Source organism: Gordonia caeni, from assembly GCF_039537105.1.
Classification (GTDB): Bacteria; Actinomycetota; Actinomycetes; order Mycobacteriales; family Mycobacteriaceae; genus Gordonia; species Gordonia caeni.
Map to the genome: position 1 here is coordinate 65,009 of NZ_BAAAZW010000014.1, position 23,780 is coordinate 88,788.

At 70.1% G+C, this 23,780-nt stretch carries 22 protein-coding genes and 1 riboswitch; of the genes, 6 read left to right on the forward strand and 16 right to left on the reverse strand.

Features of this window, described 5'->3' with window-relative positions; genetic code table 11:
- Positions 1-2 precede the first annotated feature (2 nt).
- The 4 genes from tal to pgl are packed head-to-tail and all read left to right on the forward strand — an operon-like array spanning position 3 to position 4,365.
- The gene (gene tal, locus ABD732_RS17785; protein ID WP_344785985.1) at positions 3-1,121 is read left to right on the forward strand and encodes a transaldolase; all 1,119 of its coding nucleotides are present in this window, start codon (positions 3-5) and stop codon (positions 1,119-1,121) included.
- Between the two features lie 3 nt (positions 1,122-1,124).
- The gene (zwf, locus tag ABD732_RS17790) at positions 1,125-2,705 is read left to right on the forward strand and encodes a glucose-6-phosphate dehydrogenase (protein WP_344785987.1); all 1,581 of its coding nucleotides are present in this window, start codon (positions 1,125-1,127) and stop codon (positions 2,703-2,705) included.
- 10 nt (positions 2,706-2,715) lie between these two features.
- A complete protein-coding gene (locus ABD732_RS17795; protein ID WP_344785989.1) occupies positions 2,716-3,636 on the forward strand; it encodes a glucose-6-phosphate dehydrogenase assembly protein OpcA in 921 nt (306 codons plus the stop codon).
- A gap of 6 nt (positions 3,637-3,642) precedes the next feature.
- Positions 3,643-4,365, forward strand: coding sequence for a 6-phosphogluconolactonase (gene pgl / locus ABD732_RS17800; protein WP_344785991.1), 723 nt, complete (start codon positions 3,643-3,645; stop codon positions 4,363-4,365).
- A 135-nt stretch (positions 4,366-4,500) separates the two neighbouring features.
- On the opposite strand, the gene ppc is transcribed toward pgl, so the two are convergent.
- From ppc to ABD732_RS17860, 12 genes are all read right to left on the reverse strand, one after another.
- Positions 4,501-7,275, reverse strand: coding sequence for a phosphoenolpyruvate carboxylase (gene ppc / locus ABD732_RS17805; RefSeq protein WP_344785993.1), 2,775 nt, complete (start codon positions 7,273-7,275; stop codon positions 4,501-4,503).
- Positions 7,276-7,504: 229 nt separating this feature from the next.
- A complete protein-coding gene (secG, locus tag ABD732_RS17810) occupies positions 7,505-7,738 on the reverse strand; it encodes a preprotein translocase subunit SecG (protein ID WP_344785996.1) in 234 nt (77 codons plus the stop codon).
- Between the two features lie 85 nt (positions 7,739-7,823).
- Entirely contained in the window at positions 7,824-8,615 is a 792-nt protein-coding gene (gene tpiA / locus ABD732_RS17815) for a triose-phosphate isomerase (RefSeq protein WP_344785998.1), read from the reverse strand.
- Positions 8,616-8,618: 3 nt separating this feature from the next.
- Positions 8,619-9,836: a phosphoglycerate kinase gene (locus ABD732_RS17820; RefSeq protein WP_344786000.1), complete on the reverse strand. Its 1,218-nt coding sequence runs from the start codon at positions 9,834-9,836 to the stop codon at positions 8,619-8,621.
- Positions 9,837-9,840: 4 nt separating this feature from the next.
- Positions 9,841-10,857 (reverse strand): type I glyceraldehyde-3-phosphate dehydrogenase, encoded by a 1,017-nt coding sequence (gene gap / locus ABD732_RS17825; RefSeq protein ID WP_344786002.1) that lies wholly within the window; start codon positions 10,855-10,857, stop codon positions 9,841-9,843.
- A gap of 111 nt (positions 10,858-10,968) precedes the next feature.
- Positions 10,969-11,706, reverse strand: a complete 738-nt coding sequence (locus ABD732_RS17830; protein ID WP_344786004.1) for an immunity protein Imm33 domain-containing protein — start codon at positions 11,704-11,706, stop codon at positions 10,969-10,971.
- A gap of 1 nt (position 11,707) precedes the next feature.
- Complete coding sequence (gene whiA / locus ABD732_RS17835; RefSeq protein ID WP_344786033.1) at positions 11,708-12,691, reverse strand: DNA-binding protein WhiA; 984 nt, start codon at positions 12,689-12,691, stop codon at positions 11,708-11,710.
- Positions 12,692-12,761: 70 nt separating this feature from the next.
- Positions 12,762-13,775, reverse strand: coding sequence for a gluconeogenesis factor YvcK family protein (locus tag ABD732_RS17840; protein WP_344786006.1), 1,014 nt, complete (start codon positions 13,773-13,775; stop codon positions 12,762-12,764).
- Positions 13,772-14,671, reverse strand: coding sequence for an RNase adapter RapZ (rapZ, locus tag ABD732_RS17845; RefSeq protein ID WP_344786008.1), 900 nt, complete (start codon positions 14,669-14,671; stop codon positions 13,772-13,774). Before rapZ ends, ABD732_RS17840 begins: the two co-directional genes overlap by 4 nt.
- Positions 14,668-16,728 (reverse strand): excinuclease ABC subunit UvrC, encoded by a 2,061-nt coding sequence (uvrC, locus tag ABD732_RS17850; RefSeq protein WP_344786010.1) that lies wholly within the window; start codon positions 16,726-16,728, stop codon positions 14,668-14,670. The genes rapZ and uvrC overlap by 4 nt, the downstream gene beginning before the upstream one ends.
- Positions 16,729-16,737: 9 nt before the next feature.
- Positions 16,738-17,769: a hypothetical protein gene (locus ABD732_RS17855; protein WP_344786012.1), complete on the reverse strand. Its 1,032-nt coding sequence runs from the start codon at positions 17,767-17,769 to the stop codon at positions 16,738-16,740.
- On the reverse strand, positions 17,766-19,271 hold the full coding sequence (locus tag ABD732_RS17860) for a bifunctional phosphatase PAP2/diacylglycerol kinase family protein (protein ID WP_344786014.1): 1,506 nt from the start codon (positions 19,269-19,271) through the stop codon (positions 17,766-17,768). The genes ABD732_RS17855 and ABD732_RS17860 overlap by 4 nt, the downstream gene beginning before the upstream one ends.
- Before the next feature lie 59 nt (positions 19,272-19,330).
- Between ABD732_RS17860 and ABD732_RS17865 the strand changes: the two genes are divergently transcribed.
- Positions 19,331-20,191, forward strand: a complete 861-nt coding sequence (locus tag ABD732_RS17865) for a hypothetical protein (RefSeq protein WP_344786017.1) — start codon at positions 19,331-19,333, stop codon at positions 20,189-20,191.
- Positions 20,192-20,197: 6 nt separating this feature from the next.
- Here ABD732_RS17865 and ABD732_RS17870 read toward each other — a convergent pair whose 3' ends face one another.
- Genes ABD732_RS17870 through ABD732_RS17885 form a run of 4 tightly spaced genes read right to left on the reverse strand, consistent with a single transcriptional unit; the run spans position 20,198 to position 23,071 of the window.
- Complete coding sequence (locus tag ABD732_RS17870; protein ID WP_344786019.1) at positions 20,198-20,689, reverse strand: PH domain-containing protein; 492 nt, start codon at positions 20,687-20,689, stop codon at positions 20,198-20,200.
- Positions 20,686-21,162 carry a 6,7-dimethyl-8-ribityllumazine synthase gene (ribH, locus tag ABD732_RS17875; RefSeq protein WP_344786021.1) on the reverse strand — a complete coding sequence of 159 codons (477 nt, stop codon included), beginning with the start codon at positions 21,160-21,162 and terminating at the stop codon, positions 20,686-20,688. The genes ABD732_RS17870 and ribH overlap by 4 nt, the downstream gene beginning before the upstream one ends.
- Positions 21,159-22,436, reverse strand: a complete 1,278-nt coding sequence (locus ABD732_RS17880; RefSeq protein WP_344786023.1) for a bifunctional 3,4-dihydroxy-2-butanone-4-phosphate synthase/GTP cyclohydrolase II — start codon at positions 22,434-22,436, stop codon at positions 21,159-21,161. Before ABD732_RS17880 ends, ribH begins: the two co-directional genes overlap by 4 nt.
- A 5-nt stretch (positions 22,437-22,441) precedes the next feature.
- The gene (locus ABD732_RS17885) at positions 22,442-23,071 is read right to left on the reverse strand and encodes a riboflavin synthase (protein ID WP_344786025.1); all 630 of its coding nucleotides are present in this window, start codon (positions 23,069-23,071) and stop codon (positions 22,442-22,444) included.
- Positions 23,072-23,124: 53 nt separating this feature from the next.
- A riboswitch (FMN riboswitch) is annotated at positions 23,125-23,278 on the reverse strand.
- A gap of 123 nt (positions 23,279-23,401) precedes the next feature.
- On the opposite strand from ABD732_RS17885, the gene ABD732_RS17890 reads away from it, so the two are divergent.
- Positions 23,402-23,659 carry a LapA family protein gene (locus ABD732_RS17890; protein ID WP_344786027.1) on the forward strand — a complete coding sequence of 86 codons (258 nt, stop codon included), beginning with the start codon at positions 23,402-23,404 and terminating at the stop codon, positions 23,657-23,659.
- Positions 23,660-23,780: the final 121 nt, after the last annotated feature.

Genomic DNA, 23,780 nt, shown 5'->3' on the forward strand with positions numbered 1-23,780 from the left:
ACATGACACAGAACCCGAAACTCGCTGAGCTGTCCGCCGCGGGGGTGTCGGTCTGGCTCGACGACCTGTCCCGCGACCTGATCGCCTCGGGCGGTCTGCAGGACGAGATCGACGGCCGCTCGGTGGTCGGCGTGACCACCAACCCGTCGATCTTCCAGAACTCGATCGCCAACGCCGACACCTACGACGAGCAGATCGCCCGTCTCGCCGCCGAGGGCGCCGATGTGGACGCGGTGCTCACTGCGATCACCACCGACGACGTCCGCGCGGCGTGCGGCGTCTTCGAACAGGTCTGGACCGACAGCGACGGCGTGGACGGCCGCGTCTCGATCGAGGTGGATCCGCGGTTGGCGCACGACACCGACGCCACCGTCGCCCAGGCCGTCGAGCTGTGGAATCTGGTCGACCGGCCCAACACGCTGATCAAGATCCCGGCCACCAAGGCCGGCCTGCCGGCGATCACCCGGGTGCTCGCCGAGGGCATCAGCGTCAACGTGACCCTGATCTTCTCGGTGGAACGCTACGGCGAGGTGATCGACGCCTTCCTCAACGGCCTGGACGCCGCACTGGAGAACGGGCACGACATCTCCAAGATCGTCTCGGTGGCCTCGTTCTTCGTCTCCCGCGTGGACACCGAGATCGACAAGCGCCTCGACGCCATCGGCACCCCAGAGGCGCTGGAACTGCGCGGCAAGGCCGGCCTGGCGAACGCCCGCCTGGCCTACGCCGCCTTCCAGGAGGTCTTCGAGCTCGGCGTGCGCTTCCCGGACCTGAAGGCGCAGGGGGCACGGCCGCAGCGGGCGCTGTGGGCCTCGACCGGCGTCAAGAACCCGGATTACCCGGACACGCTGTACGTCAGCGAGCTGGTGGCCCCCGACACGGTGAACACCATGCCGGGCAAGACCATGGAGGCCTTCGCCGACCACGGCTGGGTGAACACCTCGTCCATTGTGGGCAAGGCCGCCGAGAGCCGCGAGGTCTTCGACGCCCTCACCCGGGTGGGGATCGACCTGCCCGACGTCTTCGCCCTGCTGGAGTCCGAAGGCGTCAGCAAGTTCGAGGCGGCGTGGGACGAGTTGCTCACCGCCACCGCTGCTCAGATCTCCGCCGCGAAGGCCTGACCGATGGGGCCTGCGGCGACTCCCGGCGCGGGCACGTCCGGCGCAGGCAGATCCGGTGCGTGGACCAATCCGCTGCGCGACCCGAATGATCGGCGGCTGCCGAGGATCGCCGGGCCCTCGGCCCTGGTGATCTTCGGCGTCACCGGCGATCTGTCGCGCCGCAAGCTGATGCCTGCCGTTTACGATCTGGCCCACCGCGGTCTGCTGCCGCCGAGCTTCGCGCTGGTCGGTTTCGCCCGCCGCGAGTGGAGCGACCAGGAGTTCGCCGAGACGGTCAAGGACGCGGTCAAGGAGCATTCCCGGACCGGGTTCAGCGAGGAGCAGTGGGAGCGTCTGGCCGAGGGGATTCGCTTCGTCGAGGGCTCGTTCGACGACGACGCGGCCTTCGACGAGTTGAAGCAGACGCTCACCGAACTGGACGCCAAGCACGGCACCGACGGCAATCACGCCTTCTACCTGGCGATTCCGCCGAACGCCTTCCCGACGGTGCTCAGTCAGCTCAAACGCACCGGGATGGCCGTCTCCGGTGCCGCCGACACGTGGCAGCGCGTGGTGATCGAGAAGCCCTTCGGGCACGATCTGGACAGCGCCATCGAGCTCAACGAGCTGGTCAACAGTGTCTTCCCCGAGGAGTCGGTCTTCCGCATCGACCACTACCTGGGCAAGGAGACGGTGCAGAACATCCTGGCGCTGCGATTCGCCAACCAGCTCTTCGAGCCGCTGTGGAACAGCAACTCCATCGACCACGTCCAGATCACCATGGCCGAGGACATCGGTCTGGGCGGCCGGGCCGGCTACTACGACGGCATCGGCGCCGCCCGGGACGTGATCCAGAACCATCTGCTGCAACTGCTCGCACTGATCGCGATGGAGGAGCCGATTTCGTTCTCTCCCCGCGAACTGCAGGCCGAGAAGATCAAGGTGCTCTCGTCGACGCGGAACATCCTCCCGCTTGAGGAGAACTCGGCGCGCGGCCAGTACGGACCGGGATGGCAGGGCTCCGAGCACGTGTCCGGACTGGTCGAAGAGGGATTCCCGCCCGACTCGACCACCGAGACCTTCGCGGCCATCGCTCTGGAGGTGGACACCCGCCGCTGGGCCGGGGTGCCGTTCTATCTGCGCACCGGCAAACGCCTCGGCCGCCGCGTCACCGAGATCGCCCTGGTCTTCAAGCGCGCACCGCATCTGCCGTTCGACGATTCGATGACCGCCGAGCTCGGCCAGAACGCGATGGTGATCCGGATCCAGCCCGACGAGGGGGTCACGCTGCGGTTCGGTTCCAAGGTGCCCAGCACCGGCATGGAGGTCCGCGACGTCAACATGGACTTCAGTTACGGCGAAGCCTTCAACGTCAGCTCCCCCGAAGCCTACGAACGCCTGCTGCTCGACGTGCTGCTCGGTGAGCCCTCCCTGTTCCCGGTGAACGAAGAGGTCGAACTGAGCTGGCAGATCCTGGACCCGGTGCTGGACGCGTGGGCCCGCGCCGACGATGCGGGACCGGAGATCTACGAGGCCGGCACCTGGGGCCCCGAGTCCGCGGACGCGATGCTGGAACGGACCGGCCGGGCCTGGCGCCGGCCGTGAGGAGAGTGCGATGATCGTCGATCTGCCCGAGACCTCCACCCAGGACGTCAGCAAGAAGCTGGTGCGGATGCGCAACTCCGGCGGCGAGGTGACGGTCGGCCGCGTGTTGACGCTCATCATCGACACCGAGCCGGGCGAGGTGGCCGAGACGGCGGTCGCCGCATCCAATCAGGCCAGCCGCGAGCATCCGTGCCGCGTGATCGTCGTGACGCGCGGCGACCGGAGGGCACCCGACCGGCTCGATGCGCAGATCCGCGTCGGCGGCGACGCCGGAGCCTCCGAGGTGGTGGTGTTGGCGCTGCAGGGTGAGCTGGCCGATCACGCGCACGCCGTGGTGACGCCGTTCCTGCTGCCGGACACCCCGGTGGTGACCTGGTGGCCGGGGCGTGCCCCCGCAAGGCCGGCGTCGGACCGCCTGGGCCGCTTGGCATCCCGGCGCATCACCGATGCGCGGGCCGCCGCCGATCCGGCAGCGGCGCTGGCCGAGCGTGCGGCCGGCTACCGCCCCGGAGACACCGACCTGGCGTGGAGTTCGACGACGCCCTGGCGCGCCATGCTGGTCTCGGCGGTGGACCGGCCACCGCACCCCGGCATCACCGCGGCTCGGGTTCAGGGGCCCGCGGGCAGTCCCGGGCTGGATCTGTTCGCCGGCTGGCTGGCCTCCGCCCTGCAGGTGCCGGTCACCCGCTCCACCGGGAACTGGCTGGTGCGGCTGGAACGGTCCGACGGCCCGCTGGAGATGACGGTGGACGAGATCGGCGGTGTGCTGCGCTCCCCCGGTCACCCCGACGGCCGCGCCCCGTTCCAGCGGCGGACCACGGCCGAATGCCTGGCCGAGGAACTGCGGCGCCTGGACGCCGACGAGGTGTACCTGCGTGCGCTGGAAGGACTTTCCAGCATCACCAAGACCGAAACAGTGGAAGACGCGTGAGTGGACATGAGTGAACTCGAGACCCTGATCTTCGACGATCCCGCGGAACTGGTGGCCACGGCCGCGGCCCGCTTCGCCGACGCCGTCCGGCGGGCCCAGGACGCCCGCGGCACCGCCGTCGTGGCCCTGACCGGAGGTTCCAACGGCATCGCGCTGCTGCGCGCGCTGGCGGCCGACCCGGGATCGGTCGACTGGTCGCACGTGGAGGTGTATTGGGGAGACGAGCGCTTCGTCCCGGCGGCCGACCCCGAACGCAACGAGGGTCAGGCCCGCGAGGCACTGTTCGGCGTGATCGGCGCCGATCCGGCCCGGATCCATCCCATGCCGGCCTCCGACGGCGACCACGGCGACGACATCGCCGCGGCCGCCCGCGCCTACGCCGAATTGGTGGGAGACGATCTGGTGTTCGACGTCCACCTGCTGGGCATGGGGGGCGAGGGACACATCAACTCACTGTTCCCGCACACCGCGGCGACCGCCGAGGAGGCGGCGACCGTGGTGGCCGTCGAAGACTCCCCCAAACCACCGCCGCGCCGGATCACCCTCACCTTCCCGGTGATCAACCGCTCCCGCGAGGTGTGGTTCCTGGTGTCCGGCGCGGAGAAGGCGCAGGCCGTCGCCGCCGCCCACGACGGGGCCGACCGGGCCGACTGGCCGTGCGCCGGCGCCCACGGCACCGAACGCACCGTCTGGTTCCTGGATCCGGCCGCTGCCGCGGACCTCCCGTAGCGGGGCCGCCCCGTCCCTGCCCCATACCCAGCGGTCGTCCGCAGACCCAGCGGTCGCGAGCGCTGGGTCCGCGGACCAGTGCTGGGTTTGTGGACCAGCGCTGGGTTCGTGACGGGCCCCGGAGACGGAGTCCGCCTAGCCGCTGTTGCGCAGGGCGGTCGCCAAGCCGTTCATGGTCAGCTGGATGGCGCGGCGGATCTCCGAGGTGTCCTCTCCCCCGCGGAAGCGGCGCAGCAACTCGATCTGCAACAGGTTGAGCGGCTCCAGATACGGGAAGCGGTTGTACACCGATCGTTTGAGGGCATCGTTGTCGGCGAGCAGATCGTCGGTGCCGGTGATCTTCGCGTACATCTCCAGCGTTCGCGCGTGTTCGTCCGCGATCTTGCCGAAGACGCGTTCGCGCAACTGCGCATCGGGCACCAGTTCGGCGTACCGCGCCGCCAGCCCCAGGTCCGACTTGGCCAGCACCTGCGCCATGTTCGACATCACCGACCGGAAGAACGGCCAGCTCCGGTAGTACCCGGACAGCAGTTCCAGGCGATCGGGGTCGTCCCCGATCCACTCCGCGAAGGCGCTTCCGGTCCCATACCAGCCGGGCAGCATCACGCGACACTGCGTCCACGACAGCACCCACGGAATGGCCCGCAGATCGGAGATCGCGGTGGTCTGCTTGCGCGAGGTCGGGCGGCTGCCGATGTTCAGTGCGCCGATCTCCGACAGCGGCGTGGAATCGGTGAAGTACTCCACGAAGCCCGGGGTCTGGTGGACCAGCTCGCTGTAGGCCGTGCGGGCCAGAGCGGCGAGCTCGTCGAGGACGCGGTAAGCCTCCTGGGAGTCGCCGAGCCCCTCGGTGTCGAGCAGCGTCGATTCGAGTGTCGCCGCCAGCAGCGTCTCCAGATTGCGGCGCGCCACCACCGGCTCGGCGTACTTGGCCGCGATGATCTCGCCCTGTTCGGTCAGGCGGAGCGAGCCCTGAACGGCCCCCGGCGGCTGCGCGAGGATCGCGTCGTAGCTCGGTCCCCCGCCACGGCCCACGGTGCCGCCGCGTCCGTGGAACAGCCGCAGCACGATCCCGGCGTCGGCCGCCGCCTGCACCAGATCCAGCTCGGCGCGATACAGCGCCCAGTTGGCCGCCAGGTAGCCGCCGTCCTTGTTGGAGTCGGAGTAGCCGAGCATGATCTCCTGCGCACCCTGCTGCGCATCGATCAGCGCGCGATAGAACGGCAGCTCCAGGGCGGCGGTGATGATCTCGGCGCCGGCCTGCAGGTCTTCGATGGTCTCCAGCAGCGGCACCACCCGTACCGTGCACACCGGAGCATCGTCGTCGCCGAGACCGTAGAGGCCGGCCTCCTTGAGCAGCACCATCGCCTCGAGCATGTCCGAGACCGACGTGCACATGCTGATGATGTAGGTCGGGACCGCCGCCGCACCGAAGCGCTCGACGGCGCGGGCCGCCGCCCGCACCACCGCGAGTTCCTTGTCGGCCACTTCGCTCAGCCGGGCGTCGGGAGTGGTCAGCGGGCGCCGCGAGGTGAGTTCGGCACTCAGCAACGCGACCCGCTCGGATTCCTCGAGGGCTCCGTAGTCTGGGCACACGCCCGACCAGGCGAGCAGCTCGCCCACCACCTGTTCGTGCATCTCCGAGTTCTGCCGCATGTCCAGACCGGACAGGTGGAAGCCGAATGTGCGGACCGCTTCACGCAGCGAACCGAGCCGGTTGTCGGCGATCGTGTCGTCGACCACCGTCCGCAGGGCGGTGTCCACCACGTCCAGGTCGGCCAGGAACGCCTGCGGATCCGGGTACGCCTCGGCAGCGGCGGCCCATTCGCGCTCGTGCGCCGACAGGAAGTCGTCGCCCAGCAGTTGCCTCGCGGTGGCCGCCAAACGGCCCCGGACGGTGTGCAGGGCCGACCGGAACGGTTCGTCGTCGTCCTCGGCGGAACGCCCGCTGAGCGCCCGCAGTTCCGCGGTGACCGGGGTGACCAGCCGGGACGACATCGCCAGTTCCTGGCGCAGCCGGCTGACCTCGTCGAGGTGGTGGCGCAATGCCGCAGCGGCGGCCGAACCGGTGGCCTCGGTGACCACGTCGGCGGTCACGTACGGGTTGCCGTCCCGGTCGCCGCCGATCCAGGATCCCATCCGGATCATCGACAGTCCGTCCAGCTCCGAGCCGGGGTAGGCGGCGGTGAGCGCGCGGCGCACGTCGCGGTTCAGGTTCGGCACCACCCGGAAGAACGAGGCGTCGTAGTAGCGCAGTCCGGTGGTGATCTCGTCGCTGATGGTCAGGCGCCGCAACCGGATCAGCGCGGTCTGCCAGAGCAGCAGGATCTGCTCGTAGATGTCCCGGTCGAGCCGCTCCTGCTCGTCCGGCGTCAGCTCGGTGCGGGCGCGGACGCGCATCAGCTCGGTGATCCGGTTCTGCGCATCGAAGACGCTGCGGCGGCGCGTCTCGGTGGGATGTGCGGTGATCACCGGCACGACCGCCGCGTGCGCGAGCGCTGTCCCCACCTGCTGATCACTCAGCCCGGCCGCCTCGAGAGCCTCGAAGGTCGCGGCCAGGCTCGACGGCTGCGGCGGATCGCCTGCGCGCAGGTGGATCCGGCGCCGGCGTTCCCGATGCAGGTCCTCGGCCAGATTGGCCAGCAGTGCGAAGTTGGAGAAGGCCCGGACCACCGGCATCAGCTGGCGGACCGACGGGTCGGTGTAGCGCGCGGCGAGGTCGTCGCGGGTGATCTCGTCGTACCGGAGCGCGAACGCATCGCGCCGGGAACTCTCGACCAATTCGAAGGTCTCCGGGCCGGCGTGCGCGGCGATCACGTCCCCCAGCAACCCGCCGAGGAACCGGATGTCTTCGCGCAGCGGCTCGGTGGCCGCGCGACCGGTGTCGTCGACCCGGATGTGCTCGATCATCGGCCTGCCGATCGCGCTGGCGACCACATCGGAATGCCCTCTGACATCGGAAGCCGGCCGGGCGTCGGAGTCTGCGGATGCGTCGGATCGGTCGTCAAGATGCATGCCGACAAGTATTGCCGGTCATCGGTCCCGTGTCAGTGCTCGGGGTGCAGAGGCGGTCCCGGAGACGACGAATCCGGCACGCGCAGCGCGTACCGGATCGAGTGCGGGCGCAGCCCGCCGCAGGTCAGGAGTACTTGATGTCGAGGCCGACACCGATGATGAAGATCACCCAGATCAGGCCGATGAAGATGGTGATGCGGTCCAGGTTCTTCTCGACCACCGAGGAGCCGGACAGGCTCGACTGGACGCCGCCACCGAACAGCGAGGACAGACCGCCACCCTTGGCACGATGCAGCAGCACCAGAACGATCAGCAGCAAGCTGGTGATGATCAGGCCGATGTTGAGCGCGGTAGTCACGAGGGAGGAATCCGTTCGGTCAAATGAACTGTGGCAGGCCGCCCCGGAGGGCGACCCGCCACAGTCTACGCGATGATGCTGCCGGTCAGAGCAAGGGCCCGCCCGCGGCGATCGCCGAGAGCTGAGCGAACTCGTCCGCCTTCAGCGAGGCGCCGCCGACCAGGGCGCCGTCGACGTCGGACTGCCCGACGATCTCGGCGACGTTCTTGGCGTTGACGCTGCCCCCGTACAGGACCCGGACGCCTGCGGCGGTCGCCGGATCGGCGATCTCGGCGAGCGCCTCCCGCACTGCACCGCAGACCTCCTGCGCATCTTGGGCGCTGGCGACGCGGCCGGTGCCGATGGCCCAGACCGGTTCGTAGGCCACGACCACCTTCCCGACCTCCTCGGCGGTCAGGCCGGCCAGGGACGCCTTGAGCTGTGCGACGTTGTAGGCGACGTGCTCCCCCGCCTCACGCACGTCCAGGCCCTCGCCGATGCACACGATCGGGGTGAGTCCGTGCCGCAGAGCGGCCTTGGTCTTGCGCAGGACCACCTCGTCGGTCTCGGCGTGCAGCGTGCGCCGCTCCGAGTGCCCGATCGTGACGAAGGTGCAGCCCAGCTTCTCCAGGAAGGCGCCGCTGATCTCGCCGGTGTAGGCGCCCGAGTCGTGCTCGGAGACGTCCTGCGCACCGTAGGTGAGCAACAGCTTGTCGCCGTCGACGATGGTCTGGACGCTGCGGATGTCGGTGAACGGCACCAGCACCGTGACGTCGACCTTGTCGAAGTACTTCTCGGGCAGCGCGAAGGCGATCTTCTGCACCAGCGCGATGGCCTCGAAGTGGTTCAGGTTGCACTTCCAGTTGCCCGCGATGAGCGGTTTACGTGCGTCAGCCATCAGTTATGCCCCTTGTTCGAGAACAGTCAGACCGGGCAGTTCCTTGCCCTCCAGGTATTCCAGAGAGGCCCCTCCCCCGGTCGAGATGTGCGAGAAGGCATCGTCGGGCAGTCCGAAGGACCGCACCGCCGCCGCCGAGTCGCCGCCGCCGACGACGCTGAAGGCGCCGTCCTGGGTGGCCGCCGCGATCGCCTCGGCCACCCCGCGGGTACCGGTGGAGAACCGCTCGAACTCGAACACGCCCATCGGGCCGTTCCAGAAGACGGTCTTGGCGCTGCGCAACACAGCGGAGAACCGCTCCACGCTGCCCGGGCCGATGTCCAGGCCCATCCCCTCGGTGAAGCCGTCGCGGGTGAACGCGATCGACGTCTCGGCATCGGCGGCGAACTCGTCGGCCACCACGATGTCGTGCGGCAGGTGGATCACATCGCCGAACCGGTCGAGCAGTTCCTTGCAGGTGTCGACCATGTCTTCCTGCAGGAGTGAATCGCCGACGGGGCTGCCCTGGGCCTTGATGAAGGTGAAGGCCATGCCGCCGCCGATCACCAGGGTGTCGACCTTGGGGGCCAGCGCCTCGATGACGGCCAGCTTGTCGGAGACCTTGGAGCCGCCCAGGACCACCGCATACGGGTGCTCCACATCGGTGGTGATGCGCTTGAGCACCTCCACCTCGGCGGCCACCAGGTCGCCGGCGTACGACGGCAGCAGCGAGGCCACGTCGTAGACGGAGGCCTGCTTGCGGTGGACCACACCGAAGCCGTCGGAGACGAAGGCGCCGTCGTCGCCGACCAGCTCCACCAGAGCCTTAGCCAGACCGGCCCGCTCGGCGTCGTCCTTGGCGGTCTCGCGCGGATCGAAGCGGATGTTCTCCAGCAACAGGACGTCCCCGTCGGTGAGTCCCTCGGCCCGCGCGAGCGCATCCGAGCCGACCACGTCGCCGGCGAGCTGGACGTTGCGGCCCAGCTCGGCCGACAGGCGGGCGGCCACCGGCGCCAGCGACAACGCCGGATCCGGCTCGCCCTTCGGACGGCCCAGGTGCGCGGTGATGATCACCTTCGCTCCGGCGTCGGCCAGCTGCGCGAGCGTGGGAACGCTCGCCAGGATGCGGCCCGGATCGGTGATCTTCCCGTTCTCGAGAGGCACGTTGAAGTCCGACCGGACGAGCACGCCGCGACCGGAAACTCCTTCGGCCAGAAGGTCTTTGAGAGTACGTACAGCCATATCTCTACAGCGACTTGCTCACGAGGGTGATCAGGTCGGCGAGGCGGTTGGAGTAGCCCCACTCGTTGTCGTACCAGGAGACCACCTTGACCTGGTTGCCGATCACCTTGGTCAGACCGGCATCGAAGAGCGACGAGTGCGGATCGGTCACGATGTCGCTCGAGACGATCGGTGCGTCGTAGTACTTCAGGATGCCCTTCATCGGGCCTTCGGCGGCGGCCTTCATGGCGGCGTTGATCTCCTCGGCCGTGGCCTCCTTCTCCAGCTCCACGGTGAGGTCGGTGACCGAACCGGTGGGGATCGGCACGCGCAGGGCGTAACCGTCGAGGCGGCCCTTGAGCTCGGGCAGCACCTCGCCGATGGCCTTGGCGGCGCCGGTCGAGGTCGGCACGATGTTCAGGGCGGCGGCGCGGGCGCGGCGCAGATCCTTGTGCGGCGCATCCTGCAGGTTCTGGTCCTGGGTGTAGGCGTGCACCGTGGTCATCAGGCCCTGCTTGATGCCGAAGGTGTCGTGGAGGACCTTGGCGAACGGGCCGAGGCAGTTGGTGGTGCACGAGGCGTTGGAGATGATGTTCTGGCTGCCGTCGTACTTGTCGTCGTTGACGCCCATCACCACGGTCAGGTCGGGGTCCTTGGCCGGAGCCGAGATGATGACCTTCTTGGCGCCCGCCTTCAGGTGCCCCTCGGCGGCGTCGCGGGCGGTGAAGATGCCGGTCGACTCGACCACCACGTCGACCCCCAGGTCGGCCCACGGCAGGGCGGCAGGTCCCTCGCGCAGGGCGAGCGCCTTGATGCGCTGATCGCCCACGACGATGTAGTCGCCGTCCACCGAGACGTCTTCGGGCAGACGGCCCAGGATCGAGTCGAACTTCAGCAGGTGAGCCAGGGTGTTGATGTCGGTCAGGTCGTTGACGGCCACGATCTCGATGTCGGCCGCGCCGTCCTTGTTCTGCGCCTGCACGGCACGGAAGAAGTTGCGGCCGATACGGCCGAATCCGTTGATGCCTACCCGAACGGTCACTGTGTGCTCCTTAGCCAGGGATGAAGAGCCGGTGGGAATGTCCGGCCCACTTCGACCCAGCCTAATCGTCGGCGCGTGACCGGTCAGCAGAAGGTCCCGATGCGGCGTGCGTCACGTCCCGGCGTCGGCGCCCGCGGGCGATTGCGCCGAGGCGAGAATGGTCCCGGCCTCGGTCAGCGCCGCCTCGTCGTCGAAGTAGACGGCGATCGCGAGGTACCCGGTCGGTCCGGCGGCGAAACCGTACAGCGGCGGTACCGCGGCGGGGCCGGTCGGTTCGGGCACGCGGTAGCCGACGAACTGGAGCTCGCCGTGGCGCCAGCGGCGCACGTCGAAGCGGTGCGGCGGCGCCTGCGCGGACAGCCGCTCGATACAGGCCGCAGGGCTCTCACCGGACCGCAGGTTCCACAGGCTGAGCCAGGCGGTCACCCCGGGGCGCCACAGCACCAGCGATCCGTCCTCGAGCCGGCGGTTCATCGGATGGGGCAGGGTGACCGACCACTGCGGCGACAGCGCGGTGACACCGGTGGCCACCGGATACTCCGGGTGCAGGCCCGGCGCCGGTTCGCCGGACCCGGTCGGCTCGGGACCGCGCTCCACGGCGAACCCGGTCGGTGTGCGCACCAGCGCCGTGCCGACAGCGGCGGTCAGGTGCGGTTCGATCGCGGGTTCGCGCGCGACCATCTCGGTCAGGGACGTCAGGGCGAGGTTCGCCGGGTCGTCGACGTACTCCTGGGTCTCGTCCCCGGCCAGGAAGCTCCAGCCCAGCTCGTCGCGCACCATGTAGCCGACCGGACGGCCGTCGGTGAGGATCCGCTGCGACACGGTGCAGCTCGGCGATTCCGATCCCACGTCAGGCTTCGTCCAGCAGTTCGGGAGTGACCGCCGACTCGGTGTCCGGCAGCCCCTCCGCGTGGGCCTTCTTGTCGGCCATCGACAGCAGACGGCGGATCCGCCCGGCCGCGGCGTCCTTGGTCATCGGCGGATCGGCCAGCTGGCCGAGCTCCTCCAGTGAGGCCTGCCGATGCTGCACGCGAAGGGTGCCGGCGGCCACCAGGTGGTCGGGCACGTCGTCGCCGAGGATCTCCAGGGCACGCTCCACGCGTGCGGCCGCGGCCACGGCGGCACGGGCCGACCGGCGCAGGTTGGCGTCGTCGAAGTTGGCCAGTCGGTTCGCGGTGGCCCGGACCTCGCGGCGCATCCGCCGCTCCTCCCAGACCAGGCGGGTCTCCTGAGCCCCCATCCGGGTCAGGAGGGCGCCGATGGCCTCGCCGTCGCGGATCACCACGCGGTCGCTGCCGCGCACCTCGCGTGCCTTGGCCACCACGTTGAGCCGGCGGGCCGCGCCCACCAGCGCGAGTGCGGCCTCCGGTCCGGGACAGCTGACTTCGAGCGACGACGACCGTCCCGGTTCGGTGAGTGAACCGTGCGCCAGGAAAGCACCGCGCCAGGCCGCCTCGGCGTCGCCGATGCTGCCGCCGACCACCTGTGCGGGCAGACCGCGGACGGGCCGCCCGCGCGGATCGAGCAGCCCGGTCTGGCGGGCGAGCGCCTCCCCGTCCTTGCTCACCCGGACGATGTAGCGCGAGCTCTTGCGCACGCCACCGGACCGAAGCGCGTGCACCTCGGAGGGATAGCCGAACAGATCGTGGATCTCCGAGCGCAGCCGCCGTGCGACGTTGCCCAGGTCCACCTCGGCCTCCACCACCACGCGGCCCGCCACGATGTGCAGGCCTCCGGCGAAGCGGAGAAGTGCCGAGACCTCTGCTTTCCGGCAGCTGAGCTGCGCCACCGAGAGTCGGCTCAGCTCATCTTTGACCGCCCCTGTCATGGCCAAATCGACCACGCCTCCTTCTGGTTCAACCGCAGTGGAATTGCTACATGTTACCGCAGAGTCAGTTCCGGATTCACTCCTCCAGCAGACGGTCGAGAGTAACTGCGGTCTTGACCGGATCGTGAACGTGGAGCCCGTCACCGGCGAGGTCGGCACTGCGCAGCTGCGCGCCGAACAGGCGGGCGGCGCGTTCCAGGTGTTCGCGTTCGCGACCGGCCGGCACCGAGGCCGCGTCGACCACGACGTCGTCGATCTGCAGGGCGCCGGCGTGGGCGCTCAGCACGTGCAGGTGCCGTTCCACCGAGAACCCGGTGGTCTCCCCCGGTTCGGCGGCGAGGTTGACGAACAGGATCTTGCGGGCCCGTGTCCGCGTGAGCGCAGCGAGCTGTTCGGGGACCAGCACGTGCGGGATGACGCTGGAGAACCAGGAACCGGGGCCCAGCGTCACCACGTCGGCGGCACCGATGGCGGCCACCGCGTCCGGGCACGCGACCGGCGCGGCCGGGGTCAGCCGGACCCGCCGCACCACGCCCGGCGTGGTGGCCACCGCGACCTGCCCGCGGATCACCCGGCTCATCCGGGGGTCCTCCTCCAATCCGGTCACATCGGCCTCGATCACCAGCGGCTCGGTGGCCATCGGCAGCACCCGGCCGTCGATGCCGAACAAGTCCACCACCGCGTCGAGGGCGGCGACCACGTCACCGGTGTACTCGTCCACCCCGGACAGCAGCAGATTGCCCACCGGGTGTCCGGCCAGGGCACCGCTTCCGCCGAACCGGTGCTGCAGGATCGCGGCCCAGGTGGCGCGCCGCTCGGCCGACGACGGATCGGTGGCACGCAGCTCGTCGAGCGCGGCCGGTGCCGACAGCAGTGCGGCCAGCGCCATCCGCAGATCGCCGGGCGGCGTGCGGCCCAGTTCGCGGCGCAGGCGCCCGGAGGAGCCGCCGTCGTCGGCGACGGTGACCACCGCGGTCACCTGAGGAGTCAGGTAGCGCAGTGCCGTGAGGGTGTTGTACAGACCGTGGCCGCCGCCGAGGGCGACGGCGGTGAGCCCGTCCCGTACCGGTGGCGGTGCCGGCGCGTTCACTCGCGGCCCAGGTCACGGTGGCTGGGGGCCACCTCGTAGCGCGGAGCGCCGTCGGCGTCGGTTTCGGCGGCCAGCCGCCGCGTGAGCTCTTCGGTGATCGCCACGCTCCGGTGCTTCCCGCCGGTGCAGCCGATCCCGATCGTCATGTAGCTCTTGCCTTCTCGCAGATAGCCGCGCGCGATGATGTCGACCAGGTCGACGTAGCGGTCCAGGAACTCGCCCGCATCGGACTGGCCGAGGACGTAGTCGCGGACCTCGCCGTCACGGCCGTTGTGCTCGCGCAGCTCGGGAATCCAGTACGGGTTCGGCAGGAAGCGCATGTCGGCGACCAGGTCGCAGTCGATCGGCAGACCGTACTTGAAACCGAACGACTGCACCGCGATGGTCATCCCCGTCCCGGTCTGCGACGGGAAGGCATCGGCGACCAGGGTGCGCAGCCGGGTCGCCGAGAGGTCCGAGGTGTCGATCACCGTGTCGGCGTCGGCCTTGACCTCAGCGAGCATCTGGCGCTCGGCCGCGATGCCCTCCGACAGCGTGCCCGCACCCTGCAGCGGATGGCGCCGGCGCACCTGCTCGAAGCGGCGGATCAGGACGGGACCGGAGGCATCGACGAAGAGCAGCGAGGTGTGCGCGCCGCCGTCGGCGAGTTCGCCGCGCAGACGCCGCAGGTCGGCGGCGAAGGTGGGACCGGTGGGCCGCACAACCATCGCGACCTTCTGGGCGCCGATCTCACTGGTCTGGGCGGCATCGACCACCTGAGCGATCGTCGAGACCGGGACGTTGTCGGCGACGTACCAGCCGTCGTCCTCGAGCACGTTGGCGACCGACGTCCGGCCGGCGCCCGACATGCCGGTGACGAACAGGACGGTGGTGGTCGGGCCGTCGGGTTGGCTCACTGCGGCGTCCTTTCCGTGGAGGCGGTCCGGCCGGCGGATTTCCGGCGGGCGGCGGTGCGGTCGGAGGTCGGTGCCGCCGGTGGCGGCTCGGCCTCGGCGTGCAGGGCTTCGTGAACTGTGCGCGCGGTGGTCTTGCCGATCCCCGGCACCTCGGCGATCTGGTCGACGTCCGCCTCCTTGAGCCGGGCGACGGAGCCGAAGTGGGTGACGAGCGCGGTACGCCGGGTTGCGCCCAGGCCGGTGATTCCGTCCAGCGCCGAGGCCGTCATCCGCTTGCTCCGCTTGGAGCGGTGGAAGCCGATCGCGAACCGGTGGGCCTCGTCGCGGATCCGCTGCAACAGAAACAGTGCTTCGGAGTTGCGCGGCAGGATCACGGGTTCATCGTCGCCTGGAACCCAGACTTCTTCCAGCCGTTTCGCCAGACCGATGACGGTCACGTCGGTGACGCCCAGCTCGTCGAGCACCGCGGCGGCCGCGTGGACCTGCGGCTGACCGCCGTCGACGACGAACAGATTGGGCGGATAGGCGAAGCGGCGCGGCCGGCCGGTCGCCGGGTCGAGGGCGGCCTCCGGAGCCAGATCACCCCCGTTGTCGGCGGCGGCGCCGTTGCCGGCGGCGGCGGGGAGTGGGCCGGATTCGCCGGTGCCGTCGCCGCGATGCCGCAGGAACCGGCGGTGGGTCACTTCGGCGATGGAGGCGACGTCGTCGGAGCGGCCGTCGCCGGCCGCCTCCCGGATGGCGTAGTGCCGGTAGTCGGACTTGCGCGGCAGACCGTCCTCGAAGACCACCAGCGAGGCGACCACATCGGTGCCCTGGACGTGCGAGATGTCGATGCACTCGATGCGCAGGGGGGCTTCGTCCATGCCGAGCGCCTCCTGCAGTTCGGTGAGCGCCGCCGACCGCGTCGTGAGGTCGCCGGCCCGCTTGAGCTTGTGCCGGGTCAGCGCCTCGCCCGCGTTGCGCTCCACGGTCTCGGCGAGGGCGCGTTTGTCGCCGCGCTGCGGCACCCGCAACGAGACCCGGCTCCCCCGGCGCTGCGACAGCCACTGCGTCAGCTGCTCGTGGTCGTCGGGCAGTTCGGGGACCAGCACCTCGCGCGGCACACCGGAACTCATCTCCAGTTCGTCACCGTAGAACTGCAGCAGGAAGGTCCCCACCTGATCGCCCAGCGTCGCATTCTCCTGGACTTCCACCACCCAGCCGCGCTCGCCGCGGACCCGTCCGCCGCGCACGTGGAAGATCGCCACCGAGGTCTCCAGCTCGTCGCCGACCATGGCGATCACGTCGGCGTCGGTGCCGTCGCCGAGGACCACCGCCTGCTTCTCCATCGCGCGGCGCAGTGCCGAGATGTCGTCGCGCAGGCGCGCGGCCCGCTCGAAGTCGAGATCGGCTGAGGCGGCGGCCATCTCGCGTTCCAGCCGGCGGATCAGGGAGTCGGTCTTACCGGCCAGGAAGTCGCAGAAATCCTCGGCGATCTCGCGATGCTCGGCGGCGTCGACCCGGTCCACGCACGGGGCCGCGCACTTGTCGATGTATCCCAGCAGGCACGGCCGGCCCATCTGGGCGTTGCGCCGGAAGACCCCGTTGGAGCACGTCCGCACCGGGAAGACCCGCGTCAGCAGATCCACGGTCTCGCGGATGGCCCACGCGTGCGCGTACGGGCCGAAGTACCGCACCCCCGGCCGCCGCGGGCCGCGGTAGACGAAGATCCGCGGATACTCCTCGTTCATGGTGACCGCGAGCATCGGGTAGGTCTTGTCATCCCGGTAGCGGACGTTGAACCGGGGATCGAACTCCTTGATCCAGTTGTACTCGAGCTGGAGCGCCTCCACCTCGGTCCCGACGACCGTCCACTCCACCGACGCGGCGGTGGTCACCATCTGTCGGGTCCGCGGATGCAGGGTCGACAGATCGGCGAAGTACGACGTCAGGCGCGACCGCAGATTCTTGGCCTTACCGACATAGATGACCCTCCGGTGCGCGTCACGGAACTTGTACACGCCCGGATCGATCGGAATGGTGCCCGGAGCCGGGCGGTAGGTCGTCGGATCGGCCACGACTCCAGGCTAGCCGTCGCCGCCGACAGCGTCGCCGGGCGACGCCTCCGGGCGCCGGCCGGCGACACGCTCCGGACCGAAGGCGGCGCGGACCGCCGCGCGGGCGGCATCGTCCAGCGAGGCCCCGGGCACCGTGAACGCCCAGTCGAAGTCGCCGTCGGACCAGCGTTCCACGTCGCCGTCCCAGGCCGGATCCCACGGTTGCGGGGAGTGCGGGCGCCGGGCGAGACGGGCGTGCAGATTGCCGGTGGTACTGCGCAGACTGGCTTCGAGGGTGCCGTCGGCCGCCGGCCGCGCGCCGTGCACGCTCGGCTCACCGAAGGTCAGCGCGAGGGGCAGCGTGAACTCCGGGGCGCCCACGTTCTCGGCGAACCAGGCCCGGCGCCCGGCCTGCTCCTCGTCGAAACGGGCGCCCTCCCGCGCATCCCGTTCGGCGACGTCGAGCACGGGGCCGTCCCAGGTGTACCAGTCGTGGGGCACGTCGGCCTGGGCGAACTCCACATACGACGCACGGACACCTGCACCGTCGTTGCGCATCTCGAGCACGGTCCCGGTCGCCCGGTCCACGACCAACTGGATCGGATACGGCTTGTGTTCGGGCGGCGCCAGCTCCACCTCCCAGGCCGGGCGGCCGAGGAAGTCGATCTCGGCGATGGGCCGACCGGTGGGCCGGGTGAAGTCGTCGGTGCGCGCCCAGTCGTTGGCGTCGCGCAGCCCGACGAGCATGTCCGCCGGCCCGGTGTAGTGCACGCGCCGGGCCGGACCCGACACCGGCGACTGCGCCGGCTGCGCGGGATCGAAGGACCACGACCGATCCCCGTCGCCGCGGAACACCGGGGTGCCGTCGGGCAGGTCCACCCGCAGCTTCGCGCCGTCCCGCCATACCCGCACCGCGCCGGGCGGGAATCCGACGAAGACCGGCAGCTCGCCGAACCACATCCGGAACTCCGGCTCCGGATCGACGGTCTCGACGACACCGGTCACCGGTGCGACCGGGCCGTCGACCATGCGGGTGAGAACCTCCACCCAGCCGGTGGTCACAGCGCGGTCCTCGGTACCTCGCTGGTGCCGAACACCGTCAGACCCCGATAGTCGAGCAGGTAGGCGGCGCGGGTGGTGAGCTCCCCGGCCTCCCCGTCGTGGGCGACGCGGATCGGCTGCGCCGCGTCGATCTGGAACTCGGGGACCTGGGCCTCGTGGTAGAGCCGCGAGTTCTTGATGCGGCCGGAGATCAGGGACGCCGCGACCCGCAGCGTTTCGAAGCGGTGCCCGGTAGTGAGGTACCGCACGTCGATCAGGCCGTCGTCGAGCCGGGTCCGCCGTCCCGGGAAGAACCCGGACGACCCGTACATCGAGTTGCCGAGGAAGAAGAACAGGATCTGCTGCTCGCGTCCGTTGACGGTGACGGTGACCGGCTCGCTGTGCCGCAGCACGTGCAGCCCCGCCCGGATCGCGGCGATCGGTTTGGCGACGCCGTGCGCATAGCGGTCGCGCGCCCGCACGAAGTCCGGGTAGGCGCCGATACTCGAGGTGTTGAGGATCACGGTGTCGTCGTTGAGCCACAGGACGTCCACGTCGACCGCCTCCCCGGCGCGGACCCGGGCGACGGCGTCGTCGACGCTTCCGCAACCGATGTCCTTGGCGAAGTGATTGAAGGTTCCCGCCGGGAAGACCACCAGCGGCAGCCCCGCGGTCACGGCCTCCCGCGCCACGGTGCCGACTGTGCCGTCGCCCCCGGCCACCCCGAGTACCTCTGCCCGGGCGGCGGCCTCGCGCGCGGTGGCGGCCAGATCGGTCACCTCCGACAGGTCGACGATCTCCGCGGCGGGCAGCGCCTCGGCGATGCGCTCCTGCACGCGCATTCCGGTGCCGTCGCCGGACTCCGGGTTCAGCAGGATCACCAGGCCCTCGCCGGCGGGCCGGGGAGGTTGTGCCGAGCGGCGCGGCCGTTCGAGGACGATGGCGTGGTCGTCGACCGGGGGCGTCAGCTGTGCGCCGAGCACCGCGACACCGGCACCGAGCACGAAGCCGCCGAGGACGTCGCCCGGATAATGCGCGCCGGTGACGATGCGCGAGAGGCCGACCAGCCCGGCGACGCCGCCGAGCAGGAAACCGGCGGGGCGGTTCTCCACGGCGACGGCGCAGGCGAAGGCGGCGGCGCTGGCCGAATGCCCGGAGGGGAACGAACTGGACGTGGGCTGGCGGCGAAAGCGCCGCAACGTGATCCGGCTGGCGTCAGGGCGCCGGCGGGGATGCAGGCGTTTACCCACCTGGTTGGCCACCAGACTCGTCACGCCGAGGGTGACCACCCCGCGCACCGCGCCCCGCTGCAGCGACGGGCGGCCGGTCAGTGCCAGGCCCCCGGCGACAGCGAACCAGAGTTTGCCCTTATCAGCCGCCGCCGACAGCGGCTTCATGGTCTGGTCGAGCAGGGGGCTCGGTGAATCGGCGATGGCGTTGAAGACCCGGATGTCCAGATCGGCCAGCCCGGTGGTCACCGCCTGCCTGCGGGTGTCGCGGCGGGGAATGGGGAATCGGCTCATCCTCTGACCGTAACGGCGATCCCGCCGGACCGCGCGCGGGCCGGACTACTCTGGCGCACATGATAGTCCGGGCCGGACACTCCCCCGCACGTCACCGTCGCAGGGCCGTGCTCGCCGGGTTGCTGGCCTGCCTGATCCTGGTGACCGGGTGCACCCTGAACGCCGGAACCGGATTCGCCGACGAGTTCGGCGGCTATCTCGATACGCGGGCCGATGTGGACTCGCACCGGGTACAGGGCAACAACGACCTGCCCGGCACCGGCTCGGCCGACAGCCGGGTCCAGCTGCGGGCGGGGCTCACCGATCCGGAGCTGGCCGCGGCGATCAGCGAGATCGCCACCCACCGCGCCGACCAGCAGATCGCCCACCACAACCTGACGGTCGCCTTCCCCGCGGAGAACGGCAGCGGCGGTGAGGCGGTCGTCTCGGTGTTCCTCCGGCTCGGCGACGGCGCCCTGGGCGACACCTCGCCGGCCGCACTGGAGACCAGGATCGGGCAGGTGCGCGAATTCGCCGCCGCCGACCCGGCTCTGGTGGAGTTGTCGGCGACCGTCTCCGATCTGCACGCGAGCACCACCGGCGACCCCTTCGTCACCGCCGGGGCGCTGACCGACTACCTGCGCACCGAACCTCCCGGGGTGCAGCGCGCCACCGCGCGTTCGGGTGCGCCGGGATCGCTCGGCGTGGTGAGCTTCGACGTCGGTGACCCGATCGACGCTCTGCGCCCGATGGTCGCGATCCTCGGTGTGCTGCCCGCGGGGACGGTGCCGCGGCGCTGGCGCGCCAGTTCGCAGCGTCCGTTCACCGCGCCGCAGTTCGAGCTCGATCTGCCGCGCGGCACCGATCCGGCGGTGCTGGAGGCGGCCCGGCAGCAGGCCGCCGCGCTCGGAGTTCCGCTGCGTGCCCTGATCGCGAAATGAGCCGCGTCAGGCTTCGGCGGCCGGCGGCGCCGTGTACTTCTCCCGCAGCTGCCGGAACGAGCGCATCGCCTCCACGGCGTCGGCGCCGTCGCGGGCCTGCACGGCCATGACGGGAATGTGCTCGTCGTAGGCGAACAGCAGCCGCCCCCACTGCGCCTTCTCCGGATACGACAGGCCCTTCACCGAATCCCACTCGTAGAGGCGCTCGGACACCAGATTGCGCACGCCCACGCCGCGTGGTCCCACGCGCAGCCGAGACCGGGTGAACAGCAGCAGAGCCGCCGAGATCACCACGCCGATACCGATCAGCGAGAGCTGATCGGCCCAGCCGACGTTGACCCCCGTGTACGACACGGTCAGCAGCAGCCCGAAGGTGACGTGGATGGCGATCACCACCGCGATCACCGCGATCACGATCTTCACGATGGCCCGCGGACGGTAGACCAGATCCCAGTCGTCGTCGGTGTCGGTGCCCTGGGCCTTCGCCGGGGTGTTCATCGTGCGGCGAGCTCGCGAAGAGTCAGAGCCGAGGCCAACGCCGCCGACATCGCCTGGGCACCTTTGTCTTCCGAGGATCCAGGCAGCCCCGACCGGTTCAGGGCCTGCGCTTCGTTCAGGGTGGTCAGCACACCGTTGCCCACGGGCGTCGACTCGTCCAGCGAGACCCGGGTGAGGCCGGCGGTGACGGCATCGCAGACGTACTCGAAGTGCGGGGTCTCGCCCTTGATCACCACGCCCAGTGCCACCACCGCGTCGTGGGTGCGGGCCAGCGCCTGCACGATCACCGGAAGCTCGATGGCCCCGGCCACCCGGACGATCGTCGGTGCCGTGACCCCGGCCGCCGCGGCGGCGTTCACCGCACCGTCGAGCAGTGCCGTGCAGATGGTCTCGTGCCACTGCGAGGCGACGACGGCGACCTTCAGCTCGCCGGCCGCCGCCAGTTCCAGAGTGGGTTCTCCATGGCCGCTCATGCTCCGGCTCCGCCTTCCGCTGTCGCCTCGTCCAGGCCGTCGAGTTGGTGCCCCATCCGGTCGCGTTTGGTCTGCAGGTAGCGCAGATTCTCCTTGTTGGGGCGGACCGGCATCGGCACGCGGTCGATGATCTGCAGCCCGTAGCCGTCGAGGCCGACGCGCTTGGCCGGATTGTTGGTCAACAGCCGCATCGACCTGACGCCCAGGTCCACCAGGATCTGCGCGCCGATACCGTAGTCGCGCGCATCCGCGGGCAGACCCAGTTCCAGGTTCGCGTCGACGGTGTCCGAGCCGGCGTCCTGCAGCTGATAGGCCTGCAGTTTGTGCAGCAGCCCGATGCCGCGGCCCTCATGGCCGCGCATGTAGAGCACCACTCCGCGGCCCTCCTCGGCGACGGCCGCCAGCGCGGCGTTCAGCTGGGGCCCGCAGTCACAGCGCAGCGATCCGAAGACGTCGCCGGTCAGACACTCCGAGTGCACGCGGACCAGGACGTCCTCGCCGATGCCGTCGGGGCCGGTGATGTCGCCCTTCACCAGCGCCACGTGCTCCACCTCGTCGTACGGGCTGGAGTAGCCGACGGCGGTGAAGTCACCGAACTCGGTGGGGATGCGCGCCTCGGCGATCCGCACCACGTGCTTCTCGTTGCGGCGGCGCCAGGCGATCAAGTCGGCGATGGAGATCAGCGCGAGGTCGTGCTCGTCGGCGAAGACGCGCAGTTCCTCGGTGCGCGCCATCTCGCCTTCGTCCTTCTGACTGACCACCTCGCAGATCACGCCGGCCGGACGCAGCCCCGCCAGCCGTGCCAGGTCGACGGCGGCCTCGGTGTGCCCGGGACGGCGCAGGACGCCGCCCTCCTTGGCACGCAGCGGGACCACGTGGCCGGGGCGGGTGAAGTCGTGTGCGGAGGAGTCCGGCTCGGCCAGCGTGAGGATCGTCTTCGCGCGATCGGCGGCGCTGATGCCGGTGCCGACCCCCTCACGGGCGTCGACGGTCACCGTGTACGCCGTGCCGTGCTTGTCCTGGTTCACCGAATACATCGGCGGCAGCCCCAGGCGGTCGCAGTCCGCGCTCTCCAGCGGTACGCACACGTATCCGGAGGTGTAGCGCACCATGAAGGCCACCAGCTCCGGCGTCGCCTTCTCGGCGGCGAAGATCAGGTCGCCTTCGTTCTCCCGGTCCACATCGTCGACCACGACGACGGCTTTGCCGTCGGCGATGTCGGCCAGCGCCCGTTCGACGCTGTCGAGCCGCACCGTGGAAGTCTCGTCACTCATCCCGTTCACTCGCCCTTCTCGTTGCGGTGCGGCGCGCCCGCGCCGGTCAACCGCTCTACATACTTAGCGATCACATCGACCTCGAGGTTCACCGGGTCCCCGGTACGTGCCAGACCGAGGGTCGTCTCGGCGAGCGTGGTGGGGATCAGCGAGACCTCCAGCCACGTGCGGCCGTCGTCCTCCCCGAGCGCCGACACCGTGAGGGAGGTGCCGTCGAGGGTGATCGACCCCTTCTCCACCACGTAGCGCGCCAGCTCGGTGGGGACCGCGATGCGCACCACCGTCCAGTTCTCGGTCGGATCGATGCGGACGACTTCACCGACACCGTCGACGTGGCCCTGCACGATGTGGCCGCCGAACCGTCCGTCGGCCGCCATCGCCCGTTCCAGGTTGACCGGGGAGCCCGCGCCCAGCCGTGCGAGAGAGCTGCGCTGCAGGGTCTCGTCCATCACGTCGACGGAGAAGACGTCGCCGTCGAGACCGGCGACGGTGAGACAGACACCGTTGACGGCGATCGAGTCCCCGTGGGAGGCGTCGCTGGTGACCAGCGGGCCGCGGATCTGTAGGCGGGCGGCTCGGTCGAGGTCGTCGCGAGCGATGATCTCGCCGCGCTCCTCCACGATTCCGGTGAACACTTGTCTCCTTCGCGTACACGCTCGGGGTGACAAGCATCGGCCTGGCGCCGCGCTGCCGTTCTCTCGCATCCGGACTGTGACCGTCGGCTCCGGAATCGCACCGGAATCTGCTGTCCCCGCGCACTGCGCGGGCGCTCGCGGGCTCGGAGCCACCAAGGTGGATCCAGTACCGCCGGTGGGGAGTTTCACCCCGCCCCGAGAACTCTTCTTCGACGCTAGCACGCATGCGCACCGTCGCGCCGCCCGCACCGGCGCTGTCCTGCGGTGTTAGATGGATTCACGCCGGGCGGAATCCTCCTGCGCCCGGCCCGAGAGCCATCGGAGCCTTCCATGATCGAGCAGAACCCGAAGTACGCCGCACCGAAGTCTCCGGCGGGAGGCAGGGATGCCGCGACTTTCGTCAAGGCGTATTGGCTCCCGTTCGTGCTGGTGATCGTGGCGATCATCTTCATCGCGACCAACACCGCCGACGCCACCTTCAACATCGGCTGGGTCTCGATCACCCAGCCGCTGTGGCTGTTGCTGACGGTCACCGTGCTGGTCGGCTTCGTGATCGGCTGGTTCGTCGGCCGTCGCACCCGCAAGTAGCCACGTGTGCGGAGTGTGAGACCCCTCGCTGCGGCCTGCGACTGACGGAGAGCGGCGCCCAGGCGAGAACAGGGGGACATTCCGGGCTGTTTCGTTTTGAGGTCCCGTTCTTGACGGCGCG